The following is a 17,181-nucleotide window of genomic DNA, read 5'->3' as shown; positions in this document are numbered from 1 at the left end:
GACAGGCGATAGTCAACTTGATCACACTACGCTACGAACGAACGGCTACCGATCCTTGACTACCAACTGAGTTGCAAAATTACGCCAAAACTTGCAGGTTTAACCGAACATCAGCAAGTTTGTCGTATGGAAGGCACGGGTAAGCTTTATTATGGCATTAAGGAAGTGGCAGATCTGTTTGGGATTAACGCGTCCAAATTGCGCTATTACGAAAAGGAGTTTCCAACGCTTCAGCCCAAGAAAAATCGTTCCGGCGACCGGGTCTATACCCAGGCGGACATCGACCACCTGACCGAAATTCTGGACCTGATTGATCGTCAGAAATATACGCTGCCCGGTGCCCGCGAATTCCTCAAAGAACGGGAGGCCCGCCGACGGGAGAATGCCCGCTACATTGCCAAACTTCAAAAAATAAAGTCGTTCATGGAGAAGATGCGGGCCGGTTTAGACCTGCCACAACCTCCACCAAGTGACAGTGTATCCGAGTCTGAATAGCCGTAAAGATTGATTGACGTTACCGGCTAAAGCGCCTTCATAAAAGCCACCAGCGCAGCCTGTTCTCCTTTCGTCAAGTTTAACTTTGCATCGGGTAAGGTCTGATTAGACACGTGAATGCCCAGCCCATTGCCCCCGCCCTGCTCATAAAAATCAACAACCTGATCCAGCGTTCGGTAGACGCCATTGTGCATGTACGGAGCCGTTTTCGCCACGTGCCGGACGGTGGGCGTTTTGAACGCGTGTTTTTGAGGTTCCATGTCCGTTGTACCGAATTTACCAATGTCGGCATCGAGTCGGTTGTTAGCCGTCGTCGCTGGTATACCCAGCACCTCACTTTCAGTTTTAGCGAACATGGGCGGGACCGTGCCGTTGAAGAGCGGGAAGAAATGACAGGTCGCGCATTGGCCTTTGCCCATAAATAGGTTAAAGCCGTGTTTCTCTTCTGCCGTCAGCAGGGTGGCCTGTTCACGACGGTCATTGCTCCGAAGGTAACGGTCTAGCCGGGAGTCGAGACTCGTCAGCGAACGAACGTAGCTGGCCAGTGCATTTTTGACGGTATGCTCGCTGATACCGGCTTTGTAAGCCTTGGCGAACCGGGTACGGTACTCGTCCCGCTGTTGCAGCGCCCGAACCGCGACGGGTAATGAACCGTGCATTTCGGTCTCGTTAGCAATCACGTCACTCGCCTGATCCTCCAGAAAGGCAACCCGCGAATCCATGAACTGCACCGCCTGCAGCGACGTGTTCAGGAGCGTGGGCGTGTTCCGACGGATGCGATTCCCATCCAGCCCCAGACTCGTTGTTTCACCGTCCGTAAACGCCCGGTCAGGCTGGTGACAGGTCGCGCAGCTACGACCGGCATTACCGGAAAGAATTGGGTCAAAAAACAGCAGTTTTCCCAACGCAACCCGGTCAGCGGTGGGTCGATCATCGGTCGAGTTGACAAAGAAACCCGCATCGAAGGCATCGGAATCGTTCAGCGTTCGGGCGGCAGCGGACAGGAAACGACTCTCCTGAAAGACCGGAATATTGAGCGTTTTCTGCGCATCCAGCAACAGACTACTGAGCACATTGGCTTGCTGGTTGATAAACGCAAGCCGGTCGAAGCGGTTAAAATCAGGAGCCCGCTTTAGGGTAGCAATCGCGTTCGTAATGGTTCCGTCCAGTTGCTTCGCTAACGCCGGATCGCGGTCTGCCAGATCATAAAAACTAACGTGCTGCCGAATACTTTCCAGCACCTGAACCGCTTCGGGCAGTGAGTGGTGACTAATGGGCGAATCGAATCCTGTAATACCCAGTGCAATAAGTCGGAACACTTCCAGTCGCATCGCATCGAACACATGACTGTCGGTCATTTCGTTCGATGCCGCCACTTTGGTCAACCGCCCTACGTTCGATACCAACACTGCGACCTGCTGTACCAATTCGGCGTTTTGGGCCGGGTCATAGGGAAACAGTTGTTCTTCCAGCACCTGCAACCCTTCGGGCTGTTCCACCTTTTTGTCGGCTTCGTCTACTTCGGCCAGATTCGGTCCGTTGATACTTTTGGCCGTTTCGGGGTTATAAAGTTCAGTCAGAAATTCGACCCGCTTATACCGCAGTCGCGCTTGCCGAAAGGCGGCTTGCAGAATCGGCGCCGGACGTTTTTCGATGATTACCCGCTGCAACTGCCGGGCTGCCGAATCAAGTTGCGCAATGTCCGCTACGTATTGCGCGTGAACCCGTTGCAGCGGCACCGGTTGGGGACGTGTCAGCACGTAGACACCAACAAGCACCAAAACGAATGTCGTTACCGCAGCGACCCACCAGCTAGTTGGTCCGGTCGATTTTCTGGTTCGCGATGGACGACACTTTTCAGAAATCATAGTACTGGTATGGTCTAAAATCAGATACAGAAGCAAAAAACCTGACCAGAACGAATCCGGTCAGGCGACGTAACCTGTCGAATCAGCCTCTACCGGGCTAACCCTTTGATGATCACAATCTGGCTGGCCTGGCTTTCGTCCGGACGTTTCGACCCGCCATCTACTTTTTTGTATTTGGCATCCGTCCAGGTGTGCGATTGCAAGCCCACGGAAAACGTGTTCGGTACGCCAATAGCATCCGAAATATCGATCATACCACTGATTTCCCACGAACCTACTTTCGACTGACCACCCACGTTGTATTTGGCGGCATCGGCTTCCGTCCGGCGGTGATCAATCATCAGCACGGGCTTGAGGTCGCCGGTTTTCAGGTTGTACTGGTACAGATACGCATCGTGCGTTTCGTCGCCGTAGCCGTTCGGATCTTCCTGAATATACGCGTAGTTTTCGGTGATAGTGATGTTGTCCGGATCCTGGAATGTTTTGGCCACACCAGCCCGATCGTCACCATCGAGCAGCACTTCCAGCGACCCTTTGGTTGGGTCTGCTGCGTCGAGCGTCACTCGGTAAACGCGGCCGTATTTCGAGCGCGAATAATCGGCGTTGACACCGCTGTTCCCCTGTCCGGTCACGGTAAAATACACCTCACGGGCTTTAGCGGCATCGCTTCCTTTACCGTAGTCAACATCTTCAACGCGGCCAAACTTGATGGCTTTCAGGTCGTTGACCTTCCCGTTGATCTGGGCACCCGTCAGTGTTTTGTGCGCATCGATTTTTACGAACTCAACCGGGTATTTCGTCCCGACTTTCATGTCCATTTCTCGCTGATTACCGTCCGTACGCTTCAGCATGTAAAGCGTCCCGTTTTCCAGATCACCGACCGTGTTGGCAACGTACATCGCCACCTGCCCACCGTAGGTATCGGAGTCGTCGTCACCGATAACGATAACCGTTTTGCCCGAATAAGCTGTTTTGGGTAGCGGAACGGCATTTTCAGCACTCCACCGACCGAGCCCGGCTACCTCTTTCGAGATACTGGCCGAGCCAACATCCCCGTACGGATTGAGGGCGTGCGTTCTGGACTCCTGACCGCTCTCACCACAGGTCAGAAAGGTTGGTCCGAAGCCGTGGATCTCGGGCGTCGCCATCGTCGCCGAACAAAGCCGCCAGACACCACCGTCGGAGTTGAGCAGGTATTCCCCTTTGACGGGTTTGAAAGTCTTGTCCAACATCAGCCGGGATACGGCGAAGTTGTCTTCATTGTTGACCAGCATGGTGTAGGTGCCGTCGGTATTTTTCAGGATACCCGCCCCATCCGCCGAACCGCCAAAAATATACCCCGGCGATTGGTCCAGTTTATCGTCGCTGCTGATCAGCGAATAGATCTCAAGATTTTCGAAGCCAGCCTGTTTCTTCGCCAGTACGGGCGTAACCGACTGGTTTTTAAGAACAACATCCGATACGGCGACGGTCGGATTTTCTTCGCTTTTACACCCGGCTACGGCAAAAATGACGGCTAGCGTTGACGCAGACAACAGGTTTTTAGGAGTGATCATGACTCAGTAAATGAACAGTAAAATTCGTCTACAAAGGAACCACTCAGACGTTACCCGAATGTGAAGCAACTGTTAACAGTATGCTATCATTAAAATGACATTAAAGACAGGCCGGGTCTTTACCGTTCGATGGCTACTGTTTTTAAAGCGCCACTGGCTTTTCACAACAGAAATCAGTAAGCTTGCAAAGTAAACACTTTAGCCTTATTTGTTTATAAAAAAGCTTTTACGTTCGTGCCCACCGATACTCACTATCAACTTGCGCTAACCCTCGTACCGGGTGTTGGCAGCATCCTTATCCGACAATTAATTAGTTATTGTGGCTCGGCACCCGACGTGTTCCGGTCGCCGTTGGCACGCCTGATGAAAGTACCCGGCATTGGCGAAGTCACGGCCCGCGCTATTCTGAAGCCCGGTATTCTCGACGAAGCCCAGCAACTCGCCGATCGTATGGCAAAGCTGGGAGCCACCGCCTTATTTTATACCGACAAAGCCTACCCAGCCCGTCTCAAAAGCTTGTACGATGCCCCGGCTCTGCTGTATTTTAAAGGGTCGGGCGATCTGAACGCTTCCCGTACGATTGGGCTCGTGGGAACCCGACAGGCAACCGAATACGGACGACGCGTTACCAGCGACATCATCGAGGCCGTTGTGCCGTATGGGGCGACGATTATTAGCGGACTTGCCTACGGAATCGACATTGCCGCCCACCGGGCCAGTCTAACCAACGGCTTACCAACCATTGGTGTGATGGCGAGCGGTCTGGACATTATTTATCCTAATGTACACCAGAAAACTGCGCAGGAAATGCAGGTGATGGGTGGTCTGCTTACCGAAAGTCAGCCGGGTACGAAACCAGACGCTCACCTGTTTCCGGCCCGCAACCGAATTATTGCGGGTTTAAGCGATGCGGTCGTGGTCGTTGAAGCAGCCGCGAAAGGGGGAGCGCTCATTACCGCCGAATACGCTAACAATTATCACCGCGAGGTTTTTGCCGTGCCGGGACAGTTGAACCAGGCTTTTTCGGCGGGTTGCAACAAACTCATTCGCGAAAACAAAGCCCAGATTTACACCAGTCCCAAAGACATTATTGAAGCCCTCAACTGGGACCGCGCGGACACGACAACAGCGCCTTCCGGTCTACGCGCGAAACAGCCGTTGTCCCTGCCGGTTGACATTACGGAGGAAGAAAGCCAGATTATCGCCTTACTGCGGCAAGCCAGTGACCTGCACATCGATGAGCTGAGCTGGAAGAGTCAGATACCCATGGGCAAACTGGCCTCTCTCCTGCTCACGCTGGAGTTTCAGGGTTTTGTGCGATCGTTGCCGGGGAAGAAATACGCGGTCGTCTACGTTTGACACATCCGGCCACAACGAAAGGTAGGGCAGGCAATTAATTAATTAATCAGTCAGTAAAGAAAACCCAGAAAGCGTGCATTTTTCGCTTGGTATCCCGAATCCGGTTTTACTTTTGTTCTGAACTCTTCTTACGTCCTCATCTTAACCCGTATGCCTATCTTTCGATGCGTACTCCCCGCTTGTTTACTCATTTTCACAACGCTCTCATTATCTGCGCAGGATGCAGCAAAAACATCGGGCAACCCCGTTTTTCCGGGTTGGTACGCCGACCCCGAAGGTGTGATTTTCAAAAACCAGTATTGGATATATCCAACGTATTCAGCCCCTTACGAGAAGCAGGTGTTTTTTGACGCCTTCTCATCGCCCGATCTGGTCACCTGGACCAAGCACAGCCGCATCCTTGACTCGACAGCCGTAAAATGGGCGAAGAAGGCCATGTGGGCTCCGGCCATTATCGAAAAAGACGGTAAGTATTTTCTCTTCTTCGGCGCAAACGATATTCATGACGACAAAAAGGAAGTGGGTGGCGTCGGTGTGACTGTTGCCGATAATCCAGCGGGTCCCTTTCGGGACTACCTCAACAAACCGCTCATCGGGCAGATTCACAATGGCGCTCAACCCATCGATCAGTTTGTATTCAAGGATAAAGACGGTCAGTATTATATGCTGTACGGCGGCTGGGGCCATTGCAACATTGCCCGCCTGAAAGACGATTTTACTGGTTTTCTGCCATTCCCGGATGGTACGCTGTTCCGGGAAATAACCCCAAAAAGCTACGTTGAAGGGCCTACGATGTTTATCCGAAATGGTAAATACTATTTCATGTGGTCGGAAGGCGGCTGGACGGGGCCCAACTACTCTGTAGCGTACGCCGTAGCCGATTCGCCATTCGGTCCGTTCGAGCGGGTCGGTAAAATTCTACAGCAGGACCCGGCGGTGGCAAGGGGCGCCGGTCACCATTCAGTGATTCAGGTTCCGGGCACGGACGAATGGTATATTGTTTACCACCGCCGACCGCTCACTGAAACCGATGGAAACCACCGCGAAACCTGCATCGATCACCTGTATTTCGATGAGAAAGGAGCGATCAAACCCGTAAAAATCACGACTGGTGGCGTGGAAGCGCGATCGCTTCTTAAAAAATAAAGTTAAAAACGGGCTCGGGGAGGGACGTTCGATACGTCGTATCTTGGAGATACGGCGTATCGAACGTCCCTCCCCGAGCCCGTTTTTAGATTAACAAGTAGCCCGTTTACTTCAACCACAGTTTTAGCTTGCCACCGGTTGTGTATACGAGCTTCCCGTTCAATCGGGTTTTTGCCGCATCAACCAGCGTATTGATGGTTACAACGTGCGCATTCTGGATCACAACCGAGTCGCAGGGAAACGGAACCCGACCGCACGTCCAGGTTGCGGTATCTGTCCAGAGATTCGACCCCGTACTTTGACACGTTGCACTGGGCGTAAAACCGAACACATGGGTGTTGGTATTAATCGAAATTTTGCCCGAATCAGTAAATCGGGACCATTCATTACCCACCGCCGAAACAGGGGTCAGAAAGGTTGTACCGGGTGTAGCAATGGCAGGCCGACTTCGAAAGGGAATCTGTCCGGTATTCGACGCAAAATTATACTCACCCCAGCCCGTCGCTTCGTGTCCATACAAAAAAGCACCGTACCAGGCATACCAGAACTTAGCCTGGTCGTAGGCGTTGGCTGAGGAATTTGTTGTGATCGATAACACCCGGAAACCGATCATAGTCTGATACATCCTGAGCTTTTCCGCTTTCGTTTGCCAGTCAGCCGGATTCTGGAAATTACCCTCAGTGATCAGGTAACTCTCTGACAGATAGAAATCAGAATTATTCAGAACAGTAGCAACCGCCGATGGATTGTAGGAAGGGTCGGATTGATTACCAAACACATGATCGGGGTTCCAGCCATTGGCAATAACGGGCAAACCCTGAGTATGGGCGTAAGCGACTACATCGTTCTGGCGTTGTCGGCTTACGAGGTAATCATAGCCAAAATCATCGAGAAAAACCCCATCGGCACCCGTTGATTTCCAAAGGGCAATGCGGTTTTGAATGTCACCAATTGACAGATTCTGCGTACTCACGCCCAAATCAATATACCCGAAGAATTTGGTATTTGCCGTCGATGACTGAGCCATAATAGCCTGTGTGTTGGCATGATCGGGATGACTGGTAAACTCCAGTCCGTCGCCCAGCACAACGTAGGCATATTGCCCAAATTCAGCGGCAGCCCCGGCCACTGAAAATGTACCATTGATACCAGACGGATAGGCGTAATAAATCAGCAGTGACTTTGGCGTCAGTTGGGCCAGCGCGGGGAGTGACAGGAGCCCGCAGAGTATCCATAAGTAGACTCGTTCCATAGACTTATGTGGATTAGTTATTCGGTATCAACTAAATTATGTACCTTTAGCTATTATCCAACTAAAGGAATAAATTTAAATTAAACAAGTCAGAGCAATGGGAAAAGGCGATGTGAAATCACGCAAAGGAAAAATTTCAATGGGCTCTTACGGTAAAACACGCCCCCGGAAACCGGATAAAGTAGCGGCTCCCAAACCAGCACCGACAGAACCTGCCGCCTAACAACGGTCAGCACAATAAAAAACCGACTGGGTCGGCGCACTGGAAAAGTTTTCCAATGCGCCGACCCAGTCGGTTTCAGGACAATCACGCTGATGGATGAACTAGCTGTTCACTGGCTGTCAGCGTGTTTTCGCTTTAGGGGTTTTCGCGGGTTGGACGATCGACTCAGGCGCAGTGGGCACGTTCGGCTCAGGCACTATTGCCGGTTCGGTACGTCGGCCACGACCTTCCCGAAACGCGACGAACCCGATCAGGCCAATCAACAGTACATTGCAGATCAGATCGATCATATCACCGGTTTTGGCCAGTGGCGGTTCAAACCGAAACTCGATGGTATGTTTTCCGGCCGGTACCCGCATAGCGCGTAGGGCATAGTTCGCACGAAGGTGAGGAGCTGGTTTGCCATCGATAAACGCCTGCCAGTCTTCATGCCCCCGGTAATACACTTCCGAGAAAACAACCAGCCCATCGCGTACGGCATTCGCCTGATAGATCAGCTTGTCCGGTCGGTAGCTCGTCAGTGAAATCGTACTGCCGGTATGATCCATTTTGGCGGGTAAATTTCCTAGCTCCGTTGCAAACCGCTTATCTACAACTGCCGAATCACGCGTGCTGAGCGTTTTCATAACGGCCATTTCGGCATCGGCGTCGGCCACCTGCTGAACGGTTCCAACAAACCAGGCTGCGCCCAGCACCGCCGGATTTGGCAACGCCATAGGGGCTGTCGGAGCCTGCTGCGGATTGGCCGGATCGGTTTCCCCCGGTCTGATCACATACTTCGCATTCAGCATGTTCACGATGTTCAGGAAATTAGGCTGAAAAGCATACGTTATCAGTTCATTGTAACGACGCAGGCGGGTCGTGTTATAACCACCGATGGACCGGTGAAAATACGACGCCCGGTTGCTTTCCATGAACGATTCCGTCTGATCCAGCACCCGGAACCCAAGGGACTTATCCTGCAATATCTGCTCATCGGCGGGTGTCGGTTCAAAAATAGTGGCTACCTGCGCTTTGGGCACGAAATCGGCATTGTTCAGGAATCGCTTATCGACCGAAAACAGGTCAAACACAACAACGGCCAGCAATATGGGATACAAGATGCCCGCCTTGATTTTGTTCGTCAGGTATAACCACAAGGCCCCGGCGACCAGCAAAATCAGCATAACCGACCGGAACGCATCGGCGCGCAGCATACTTTGCCGATCGCTAATGAGAGCCGCCTGGAAATCCTTCGCTGCGTCGCCAAAGTAACGGGATAACAGATCGAGATCATTCGGCTTCTGAAAGGAAAAGAACGATCCACCCAGCACGGCCAGCACAAGCGCAACACCCGCCGTCAATCCCAGACTGATCAGCAACGGTTGCCGCAATTGAGCCAGGGTTGGTTTTTCGTTGATGATCGTCTGAATACCTAACGCAGCCCCGGCAGCCAGAAATAATTGCGCCAGGCAGAGGGCCATGGTCATCGCGCGAAACTTGTTCAGGTAAGGCAGGTAATCGAACAGCAATTCATTGAAGAACAGCAGGTTTTTACCCCAGGCAAGCATAATCATCAGCACAGCTGCGCTCAGCAGCCACCACCGGATAGACCCACGAATGACGAACATACCCAGCACAAACAGAAACAGTAGTGCTGCGCCTGCGTAGGCAGGACCGCCCAAAATAGGCTGGTCACCCCAGTAGGTCGGCGCACCCAGTTCGGCCATTTGCTTAGCCGCCGACGGATCGACACCCCGGCTTGTCATGGTTTTGTAGAACTCCGAATCGGTCGTTAGCCCGCCAGCCGAGCCGCCCCCATACACATTGGGCACGAGCAACGTCAGCGCTTCGGCTTTGCCATAGCTGTACAGAAAGGCATAATCTTTGTCCAGTCCCCCTTTCGATTCGCTGCTAGGAGCTTTTCCATCGGGGTTGGTGGTTTTAGCGGTTAGCTCCGACTTGCCCCGGATCGTTTCTTTCGTGTATTGATTCAGAATGAGTAGCCGTTTCCCGAAACTGCCAGCCGCCAGTCCACCCGCGATCGCCAGCGTTACCAGACCTAAGGCCAGCTGACGGGTTTTACCGGCCCGAATCAGCGCAATACCTTCGATGAGCACGTACAGACCGATGGTCATGAACAGGTAATAGGTAATCTGGATATGATTGGCGCCAAACTCCATACACAGGAAAAACCCCATCAGGGCCGCACCAAGCCAGTATCGTCCGCGCAGGGCGAGTATAACCCCCGCCAGCATCCCGGCCCCGTAGCCCATAGCAAAGAGCTTGGAAACGTGACCCGCTTCGAGGCTCACGATACCGAAGGTACCAAAGCCATAAGCCGCTGCACCGAGCACCGATAGCCAGGGATTACACCCTAACACGACCAGCAGGATGTACATGCTCAGCATGACGACGAAAATGATACTGGCCGTATTGGGCAAGACATTGACGACGGCCATTACGGCTTTGTAAACCAGAATATAGGGGTAATTGAAGTCGATCATATACCCTGGCATACCGCTGAAAACGGCATCGGTCCAGAGCGGTTTTTCGCCCGTTGCTTTCGTAATCTCACGAATCTCACGCGCGGAGGCCGACGCCTGCTGCACATCAGCCATTGACAGGGTTTTTCCCGACATCACGGGCGAGAAATAAATAATAGCCAGCACCAGAAGGCCCAACACGGCAATCAAGTGCGGAAGAAGGCTGTTCCGCCGGTGCGGTTGCAAAAGGGAAGGTTGGTTCATAAAGTCAACTAAGTACGTAGCCCAAAGATACGGCTTTGTCTGTAAACGCTGGGCAGTGAAACCGGATTGTTGTTTGTCTCCTCATTCAACAGGTAGCTTTCGGCCAATCAATCGGAAGTCAACGCGGAGAAAAAGGGCATCGGGATGGTTGATACGAAAGCGGGCTACGGCCCAAGTCACCAGCATACGAATCAATTGGCCTGCTAAAAAACGGGCCTGCGTCGATCAGATACCCTAGTTTTCGTAGTTTCACTACGCTAGTTCACACAGCCTTGGAAAAATCCACCCTAAAAAAAACGGTCTGTCGAACCGTATCCCTGACCGACGCTGAATGGACGGCCTTTGCCGACTGCTGGCATCCTGTCCGTTACAAGCGCAAAACACTACTGACCAGTGCCGGCGACATCGAGCAATTTCTTTATTTCGTTGAGGAAGGCGTTCAGCGGGCCTTTTACCTGGGCGATGACTTAGCGGAGACAACGCTGGTGTTTTCGTACACCGGCACTTTCTCGGGCGTGGTCGATTCATTTCAGTTGCAGCAGCCCTCCCGTTACTACCTCGAAACCCTAACGACCAGCCAGTTACTCCGAATTTCGTATCCCGACTTTGCCCGGTTGCTCGACACCTACCCTGCCCTTGAGCGCTGGGTCCGACTGGCTACGGCACAGGCTCTATCGGGCGCTTTGGAACGGCAGATCGAACTGGCAACCTGCGGGGCGGAAGAGAAATTCCGCATCCTCCTGACCCGAAGCCCACACGTATTACAGCTGATTCCGCAGAAATACCTGGCTTCGTACCTAGGTATCGACCCTACCACATTCAGCAAGCTATTGAAGTCGGTTCGGCTATAGATCAGCCGGCTGTGTTCGCTGTTATTGCTTCCAATAGTTTATTGACAGACGTCCGAAAATCTTGGTGTAGACCAAGATTTTTTCTCCATCGGCGCACTACGTTTGTGTTCTAAATCGACCGATTATGGCACGCGTTACTAGTACAACCTTACTGACTCAATTACAGAACGATGTGCTGGACATTCAGCGAATTGTTGAGCAGGAGTTCAGTCCTTTATCGAATACTCAATTGCTTGAGTCAGCGATGCCCACGCAGTGGAGTATCGCGCAATGCCTTGACCACCTCAATAGTTATGGGCTATATTATCTGCCGCTGATGGAGCGCGCTATTCAAACGGCCGAAGCCACGAACCTCGCAGCGAAGACCGTTTTTACGAGTAGCTGGCTCGGCAACTATTTCGCCACATCCATGCGCCCCGATGCTAACGGGCGTATCCGGCTTAAATCGAAAGCCGTTAAAAACCATACCCCCGCTGATCAACTAAATGCACAAAACGTACTGAACGAATTTCTTCGGCAACAGGCGCAGTTAGAAACGCTGCTTGATCGCGCGAAAGCGGTTGATCTGGCCGGTTCACGTATTCCCATTTCGATTGCCCGCTGGATCAAACTGAGCCTGGGTGATACGTTTCGTTTTTTGATTGCTCACGAGCAGCGGCATGTGTTGCAGGCGCAGCGCGTTCTGAAAGCGTTAGTTATTCCCACGACAACAACGCCCCTTACTGAGCCGTACGCCAGCTGAACGACACTCACTTTTGCGCCCACTCACAGGCGTTTCGCCGTTCGCTAAAGACTTTAGCAACCGAATTGGCTGCCTGAATACATTTGGGTGTCTTCAAACATAAACACCATGGCTGCCAGCAACTTCCAGATCGAATCTTACCAGGTATTCGTTACCCAAAACGTTTCCAGCTTTACCCGAACGATAAAACTCGTTAGTCCCGACCTCTCGCACGGCATTCGCGTGCGCGCTACATTATTTTTTCAGGAATCGAGTTTGTTTCAGAAATGGAATGGCATTGGTAAAGCCACAAACGTTGGCGGTACGAACTTTGACGGGAGCGACTTTCAGATTGTCTGCAATCCGGCCCTGTTCGATGGATTTTACCAGGTTCTTGTCTCGGAAAAACCGGTGTACCTGGCCTATATTTACGAAAACTGGCCCGACGAGCCCAACGGAACAACGAAGCTGATTCGGCAAGTCACGTTAAAAACTGATTCAGAGCTACCTGGCGACTTCGAATCATAAAAAAACACCGGGCTGGCCGTGAGCAGTTAGCCTAAGCCGACCCTGGCGCATCAGAACAACAACGTTCCTTCTGAACCAGCTTATAAAAGCATAAGCCGATTACCAATGGGGTAATCGGCTTACAAAGCTTATTCATCTGTGGTTTATACCGACAGAATATCCTTTTCTTTAGCAACAAATACGTCGTCAACTCGCGCGATAAAGGCGTTGGTCAATTGCTGAACGCGCTCTTCACCCTGCTTCACGGCATCTTCCGAAACGCCGTCTTTCACCAGTTTGCGAATATCGTCGTTTGTGTCCTTGCGAATATTACGGACATTGACTTTTGCCGTTTCAACTTCCTGTTTCACCTTTTTGACCAGATCTCGACGACGTTCTTCGGTCAGCGGGGGAATGCTCAGCCGGATCTGTTCGCCATCGTTGTTTGGATTCAGGCCAAGATTGGAGTTGCGGATTGCCTTTTCAACCTCTCCGATGAGTTTTTTCTCGAAGGGTTTGATAACGATCGTCCGGGCGTCGGGGGTATTGACCGATGCTACCGTGTGCAACGGCGACAGCATTCCGTAATATTCGATCTGTATGCCGTCGAGCATCCCGGCGTTCGCTTTTCCGGCGCGGATCTTGGTCAATTCGATGGCTAAGTGCTTGAGCGCTTTTTCCATCGTATCTTTTGCATCGTCGAGGTATAGCTCGATCTCTTCCATTTTTGTTCGGATTGAATGATTGAGTTAGTAAGTACCAGGCGCGAGCGTATTACTTACCGACTCAGCTACAGAATAACTAAATCGCCCAATTTATACTGTTTCTTCGGGTAATTTGGCCGTAATCAGGGTGCCAATGTCTTCGCCCTGAACGAGCCGGAGCAGACTGCCAGTCTCATTCATATTGAAAACGATAATCGGCAGGTTATTTTCCTGGCAGAGCGTGAAGGCCGTGAGGTCCATAACGCTCAGTTTCTTTTCGTAAACGTCGTCGAATGTAATCGTCGTATACCGGGTGGCTGTTTTATCCTTCATCGGATCAGCGGTATAGACGCCGTCAACTTTGGTTCCTTTGAGTACGACATCGGCTTCAACCTCAATGGCCCGCAGAGCCGCCGTTGAATCGGTCGTGAAATACGGGTTACCCGTTCCGGCGCCGAAGATGACAACCCGGTTTTTCTCCAGGTGGCGTACGGCCCGGCGACGAACATACGGCTCGCAAACCTGCTCCATTTTGATGGCCGACATCACGCGGGTGTACAGGCCATGCTTTTCGAGCGAGCTCTGAATGGCCATGGCGTTGATAACCGTTGCCAGCATACCCATGTAATCGCCCTGAACGCGGTCGATCCCAGACCGTTCACCCGACACGCCCCGGAAGATATTACCCCCACCGATCACAATGGCAACCTGAACGCCCATGTCTACTACCTGCTTGATTTCGCGGCTGTATTTTTCCAGCACATTCGGGTCGATATTGTACCCGTTTGGGCCTGCCAATGCCTCTCCGCTCAGTTTGAGCAGAATACGTTTATAGTGCGTCGAAGGTGTCATGAGGAGCTATTTTGCGTGCAAAGATAAGAAAAAAAGGGCGCAAGCCGGAAAGAAGCTACGCGGGGAACCGGGCTTTCAACGGTTTCTTTTATCCGCTGGTACACCGCTTTTCCTTCTTTTTACTTAAAATTCAATCAGTATCTGCCCTTTCTCCACGCGATCGCCTTTATTGATCCGGATGGCTTTGATCGTGCCTTCACCAGTGGCTTTCAGGAGGTTCTCCATCTTCATGGCTTCCAGAATCAGCAGGCTGTCGCCCTTATTGACCGTGTCGCCGGGATTGACCATAATACCGACGATCAGGCCGGGCATGGGCGCCTTCAGGTCATTAACTTTTGCCGTAGCTACGCTGGACATGCCCATTTTTTCGAGTAACAGGTCGAACCGGTCCTTTACCTGAACCTCGTGCACATGCCCGTTTAGTTTGAGCCGCACGGTTTTATCGGCCTGGTTCACTTCCAGCACCTCAGCAGTATAGGATCGATTCTGGTGCAGAATATGAAACGTACGGTCCGACAAGTTTACAAGATCCCAGTCAAACGCTTGGCCATTCAGGGTGGGTCCGGACGCGGGAAATTCAATGGTAAATGGTTTGTCGTTATGGGTTACCTGATACATGCGGTTTCTTCGTTTCGCCGGGTTAACGGGCAGCGCTCAATTGTGTACCTCGCTAACCTTGTCGCAATATAAGCGGCATTTGCGAAGCGTCAAGCTTTGTTAATGAGCCAGATGCCCAAAAGACAGATGCCCATTCCGGCAAACTGCATGGCATAAACCGTCTCGCCATCCAACACGCCCCAGAGCAGGGCCACGCCGGGCATCAGATACGTAACCGACGAGGCAAATAACGGCGATGCCAATTGCATGATCCGGTTGAAAATTACCGACATAACGCCCGACCCTAGAACACCCAGACAAATAAGGGTAGCCAGCGAAAAGGCCGAAGTCGATGCCGTTAGCCGGGTAAAGAAATCGGTCGTCAGCAGGATCAACAGAGCCAGTGGCCCAATCCAGGCGAACAACCACGCCGTGGATACCAGGGCGGGCATGTGGTTTAGATACCGGCCAATGATGTTGATGTTCGTCCCGTAGCACAGGGTAGCCAGCACGATCAACAGCGCGTAGCCATTAATGGCAAACGAACCGGTGGCACTGAAGAAGATCAGCAAAATAGACCCACTTAACCCCAGCAGTATGCCCACTACCTGCCAGACGCGCAGAACACGGCCGAAGAACAAGACCCCGATCAGTAGCGTAAATAACGGACTGAGGGCGTTCAGCGCTCCGGCCAGCGAACTGTTCAGGTGCGCTCCGGCTTCGGCAAACAGAAAAGCGGGAATCAGAAAGCCAAACAACCCGGCGCATAACAGGGCCACCCAACGGGCACGAACCGACTGCCGAATTTCCGCAGACCGGGACTGAACTCCCAGAAATGGACTGAAGAAAAGAAACGCAAAGAAAATACGCCCTGCCGCTACCTGCTCTGGCGGAAAAGCCACTAAACTACGCTTGATGAGAATAAACGAACTGCCCCAGACCATCGCTAAAACGAACAGTAAAATCCAGGCTAGTAGCGGATGTTTCTGGGGAATGACAACTGATTCCTGAGTAGATGCTGGCGTCATAGACAACTGATATGAATGGGGCAAGTAAACGTTAACCGGAACGCCCTGTACTATCAGTAAGTTCGGCAGTTTAACCAGGCAAATTCCTCTTAACCTGGCTATACCACGCTGTTTTTCCCTAAAAACAACCGAAAGGGTTATCTTTGGCGTTCACGCTGATCGTAAATCGGTCAGTCAATCAACCTCTACAATGCTCAACGATCACCAGCCCGATCTGGCTCCAATTACCCGCCATTTGCGGGCCATGTTTGGTTCACGATTACTCATTGCAGCCGTTAACCACCTCCACGTTTTCGACCACCTAAGCGACGGTCCTTTGTCGATAACTCAGTTGAGCGAACGAATTCAGCTTCAGGAGCGTCCGGCAATGGTTCTTTTCCCTGCCTTATGCGCCATGGATTTGCTGAGTTACACAGACGGGCTGCTGGCGATCACTGATCTTGGTCGCTATCTGGTTCAGGCACAGACGCCTAATTTGACGGGCTATGTGGGTCTGGAAAAAGACGACGCTGGCGTTATCGAGATGGTCAATCGACTCAAGAACGACGGCCCTCTCGACGCGTCGCAGGGTATTTCGTTCGTCAAAGAAGGCGAAGGGCCGTCACCCATGGATGATCTGGAACTAGCCCGGAGCCTTACGCTCGGCTTATCAGGTCGTGCCCGCCGGTTATCTCCAATCGTAGCGGCTAACCTGTCCAGACGGGAAGGACATCTGCTGGATGTGGCGGGAGGAACGGGCTTTTACACGTACGAGTGGCTACTAAAAAACCCATCGTCGACGGCTACTATACTCGACCGGCCAGCGGTACTGTCGGTTGCGGCTGAACTACTGGACGAATTAGTCAAGAGTGATCGTGCGGGTGCAGCGACGCTCCGCGACCGGGTAACGTTTTTGCCGGGGGATATGCTAACCGATGCGCTTCCTCAAACCGATCTATTACTGGCAGCGAGTCTTTTTCATGACTGGCCCACGCCGACCTGTCAGATGCTGGCGAATCGGTTTGCCGCATCCCTGCGTCCGGGCGGTGAACTCTGGGTCCACGACGCGTTTCTGAACGACACACTGGATGGTCCACTGGCCGTTACCGATTATTCGGCTCAATTATTCTGGGGGACTAAAGGGCGAGCGTACAGCCGCGCCGAATACAGACGCTGGTTCGTAGAAGCCGGGCTGGAACCCACCACCGAGAACATACCGACCCAAATGGACTATGGCCTGATCTGGGCGCGTAAACCGGCGCTGTAGCGTGGGCAGAAGCCCTCGATTCGCAGTAACAGAAATTACAGATCAGC

General features: G+C 52.3%; 16 protein-coding genes. 8 read left to right on the top strand and 8 right to left on the bottom strand.

Translation table 11 applies throughout. The features are described from left to right. The first annotated feature begins 126 nt into the window (after positions 1-126). Positions 127-495: a MerR family transcriptional regulator gene (locus GK091_RS11840; protein ID WP_164037819.1), complete on the top strand. Its 369-nt coding sequence runs from the start codon at positions 127-129 to the stop codon at positions 493-495. Positions 496-521: 26 nt separating this feature from the next. Here the strand turns inward: GK091_RS11840 and GK091_RS11835 are convergent, their stop codons facing one another. Next, a complete protein-coding gene (locus GK091_RS11835) occupies positions 522-2,363 on the bottom strand; it encodes a cytochrome c peroxidase (protein ID WP_164037816.1) in 1,842 nt (613 codons plus the stop codon). Between the two features lie 89 nt (positions 2,364-2,452). Then, positions 2,453-3,919, bottom strand: coding sequence for a PhoX family protein (locus GK091_RS11830; RefSeq protein ID WP_170312645.1), 1,467 nt, complete (start codon positions 3,917-3,919; stop codon positions 2,453-2,455). A 234-nt stretch (positions 3,920-4,153) separates the two neighbouring features. On the opposite strand from GK091_RS11830, the gene dprA reads away from it, so the two are divergent. Both dprA and GK091_RS11820 read left to right on the top strand, forming a co-directional pair. Further along, positions 4,154-5,278, top strand: coding sequence for a DNA-processing protein DprA (dprA, locus tag GK091_RS11825; RefSeq protein WP_164037813.1), 1,125 nt, complete (start codon positions 4,154-4,156; stop codon positions 5,276-5,278). A gap of 150 nt (positions 5,279-5,428) precedes the next feature. Then, a complete protein-coding gene (locus GK091_RS11820; protein WP_246202213.1) occupies positions 5,429-6,424 on the top strand; it encodes a glycoside hydrolase family 43 protein in 996 nt (331 codons plus the stop codon). A 106-nt stretch (positions 6,425-6,530) separates the two neighbouring features. Here GK091_RS11820 and GK091_RS11815 read toward each other — a convergent pair whose 3' ends face one another. Next, entirely contained in the window at positions 6,531-7,676 is a 1,146-nt protein-coding gene (locus GK091_RS11815; RefSeq protein WP_164037810.1) for a hypothetical protein, read from the bottom strand. A 97-nt stretch (positions 7,677-7,773) separates the two neighbouring features. Here GK091_RS11815 and GK091_RS11810 point away from each other — a divergent pair, with 97 nt between their 5' ends. Further along, positions 7,774-7,899: a 30S ribosomal protein THX gene (locus GK091_RS11810; RefSeq protein ID WP_164037809.1), complete on the top strand. Its 126-nt coding sequence runs from the start codon at positions 7,774-7,776 to the stop codon at positions 7,897-7,899. Positions 7,900-8,018: 119 nt separating this feature from the next. Here the strand turns inward: GK091_RS11810 and GK091_RS11805 are convergent, their stop codons facing one another. Beyond that, on the bottom strand, positions 8,019-10,628 hold the full coding sequence (locus GK091_RS11805; RefSeq protein WP_164037806.1) for a hypothetical protein: 2,610 nt from the start codon (positions 10,626-10,628) through the stop codon (positions 8,019-8,021). Between the two features lie 272 nt (positions 10,629-10,900). Between GK091_RS11805 and GK091_RS11800 the strand changes: the two genes are divergently transcribed. The 3 genes from GK091_RS11800 (at position 10,901) to GK091_RS11790 (ending at position 12,728) form a co-directional block, all read left to right on the top strand. Next, entirely contained in the window at positions 10,901-11,479 is a 579-nt protein-coding gene (locus GK091_RS11800) for a Crp/Fnr family transcriptional regulator (RefSeq protein WP_164037803.1), read from the top strand. A gap of 124 nt (positions 11,480-11,603) precedes the next feature. Next, entirely contained in the window at positions 11,604-12,221 is a 618-nt protein-coding gene (locus tag GK091_RS11795; RefSeq protein ID WP_164037801.1) for a DinB family protein, read from the top strand. A 108-nt stretch (positions 12,222-12,329) separates the two neighbouring features. After that, complete coding sequence (locus tag GK091_RS11790; protein ID WP_164037798.1) at positions 12,330-12,728, top strand: hypothetical protein; 399 nt, start codon at positions 12,330-12,332, stop codon at positions 12,726-12,728. Positions 12,729-12,871: 143 nt separating this feature from the next. On the opposite strand, the gene frr is transcribed toward GK091_RS11790, so the two are convergent. The 4 genes from frr to GK091_RS11770 all read right to left on the bottom strand — a co-directional run bounded on the left by frr (position 12,872) and on the right by GK091_RS11770 (position 15,888). Further along, positions 12,872-13,432 carry a ribosome recycling factor gene (gene frr / locus GK091_RS11785; protein ID WP_164037795.1) on the bottom strand — a complete coding sequence of 187 codons (561 nt, stop codon included), beginning with the start codon at positions 13,430-13,432 and terminating at the stop codon, positions 12,872-12,874. Between the two features lie 90 nt (positions 13,433-13,522). Then, positions 13,523-14,263: a UMP kinase gene (gene pyrH / locus GK091_RS11780; protein WP_164037792.1), complete on the bottom strand. Its 741-nt coding sequence runs from the start codon at positions 14,261-14,263 to the stop codon at positions 13,523-13,525. Between the two features lie 123 nt (positions 14,264-14,386). Further along, complete coding sequence (locus GK091_RS11775; RefSeq protein ID WP_164037789.1) at positions 14,387-14,881, bottom strand: biotin/lipoyl-containing protein; 495 nt, start codon at positions 14,879-14,881, stop codon at positions 14,387-14,389. A gap of 89 nt (positions 14,882-14,970) precedes the next feature. Continuing rightward, complete coding sequence (locus GK091_RS11770; RefSeq protein ID WP_164037788.1) at positions 14,971-15,888, bottom strand: DMT family transporter; 918 nt, start codon at positions 15,886-15,888, stop codon at positions 14,971-14,973. A gap of 190 nt (positions 15,889-16,078) precedes the next feature. On the opposite strand from GK091_RS11770, the gene GK091_RS11765 reads away from it, so the two are divergent. Further along, positions 16,079-17,134, top strand: a complete 1,056-nt coding sequence (locus tag GK091_RS11765) for a methyltransferase (RefSeq protein WP_164037785.1) — start codon at positions 16,079-16,081, stop codon at positions 17,132-17,134. Positions 17,135-17,181: the final 47 nt, after the last annotated feature.

Origin of the sequence: Spirosoma agri, from assembly GCF_010747415.1 — a bacterium.
GTDB classification, from domain to species: domain Bacteria; phylum Bacteroidota; class Bacteroidia; order Cytophagales; family Spirosomataceae; genus Spirosoma; species Spirosoma agri.
This window is presented reverse-complemented; position numbering and strand designations above follow the sequence as displayed.

Excerpts from the sequence above, each read along its gene's own strand:
- GK091_RS11765 (WP_164037785.1), top strand. The coding sequence starts at position 16,079 with ATGCTCAACGATCACCAGCCCGATCTGGCTCCAATTACCCGCCATTTG.
- GK091_RS11770 (WP_164037788.1), bottom strand. The coding sequence starts at position 15,888 with ATGACGCCAGCATCTACTCAGGAATCAGTTGTCATTCCCCAGAAACAT.
- frr (WP_164037795.1), bottom strand. The coding sequence starts at position 13,432 with ATGGAAGAGATCGAGCTATACCTCGACGATGCAAAAGATACGATGGAA.
- GK091_RS11790 (WP_164037798.1), top strand. The coding sequence starts at position 12,330 with ATGGCTGCCAGCAACTTCCAGATCGAATCTTACCAGGTATTCGTTACC.
- GK091_RS11835 (WP_164037816.1), bottom strand. The coding sequence starts at position 2,363 with ATGATTTCTGAAAAGTGTCGTCCATCGCGAACCAGAAAATCGACCGGA.
- GK091_RS11820 (WP_246202213.1), top strand. The coding sequence starts at position 5,429 with ATGCCTATCTTTCGATGCGTACTCCCCGCTTGTTTACTCATTTTCACA.
- GK091_RS11810 (WP_164037809.1), top strand. The coding sequence starts at position 7,774 with ATGGGAAAAGGCGATGTGAAATCACGCAAAGGAAAAATTTCAATGGGC.
- GK091_RS11815 (WP_164037810.1), bottom strand. The coding sequence starts at position 7,676 with ATGGAACGAGTCTACTTATGGATACTCTGCGGGCTCCTGTCACTCCCC.
- pyrH (WP_164037792.1), bottom strand. The coding sequence starts at position 14,263 with ATGACACCTTCGACGCACTATAAACGTATTCTGCTCAAACTGAGCGGA.
- GK091_RS11840 (WP_164037819.1), top strand. The coding sequence starts at position 127 with ATGGAAGGCACGGGTAAGCTTTATTATGGCATTAAGGAAGTGGCAGAT.
- GK091_RS11805 (WP_164037806.1), bottom strand. The coding sequence starts at position 10,628 with ATGAACCAACCTTCCCTTTTGCAACCGCACCGGCGGAACAGCCTTCTT.
- GK091_RS11775 (WP_164037789.1), bottom strand. The coding sequence starts at position 14,881 with ATGTATCAGGTAACCCATAACGACAAACCATTTACCATTGAATTTCCC.
- GK091_RS11795 (WP_164037801.1), top strand. The coding sequence starts at position 11,604 with ATGGCACGCGTTACTAGTACAACCTTACTGACTCAATTACAGAACGAT.
- GK091_RS11830 (WP_170312645.1), bottom strand. The coding sequence starts at position 3,919 with ATGATCACTCCTAAAAACCTGTTGTCTGCGTCAACGCTAGCCGTCATT.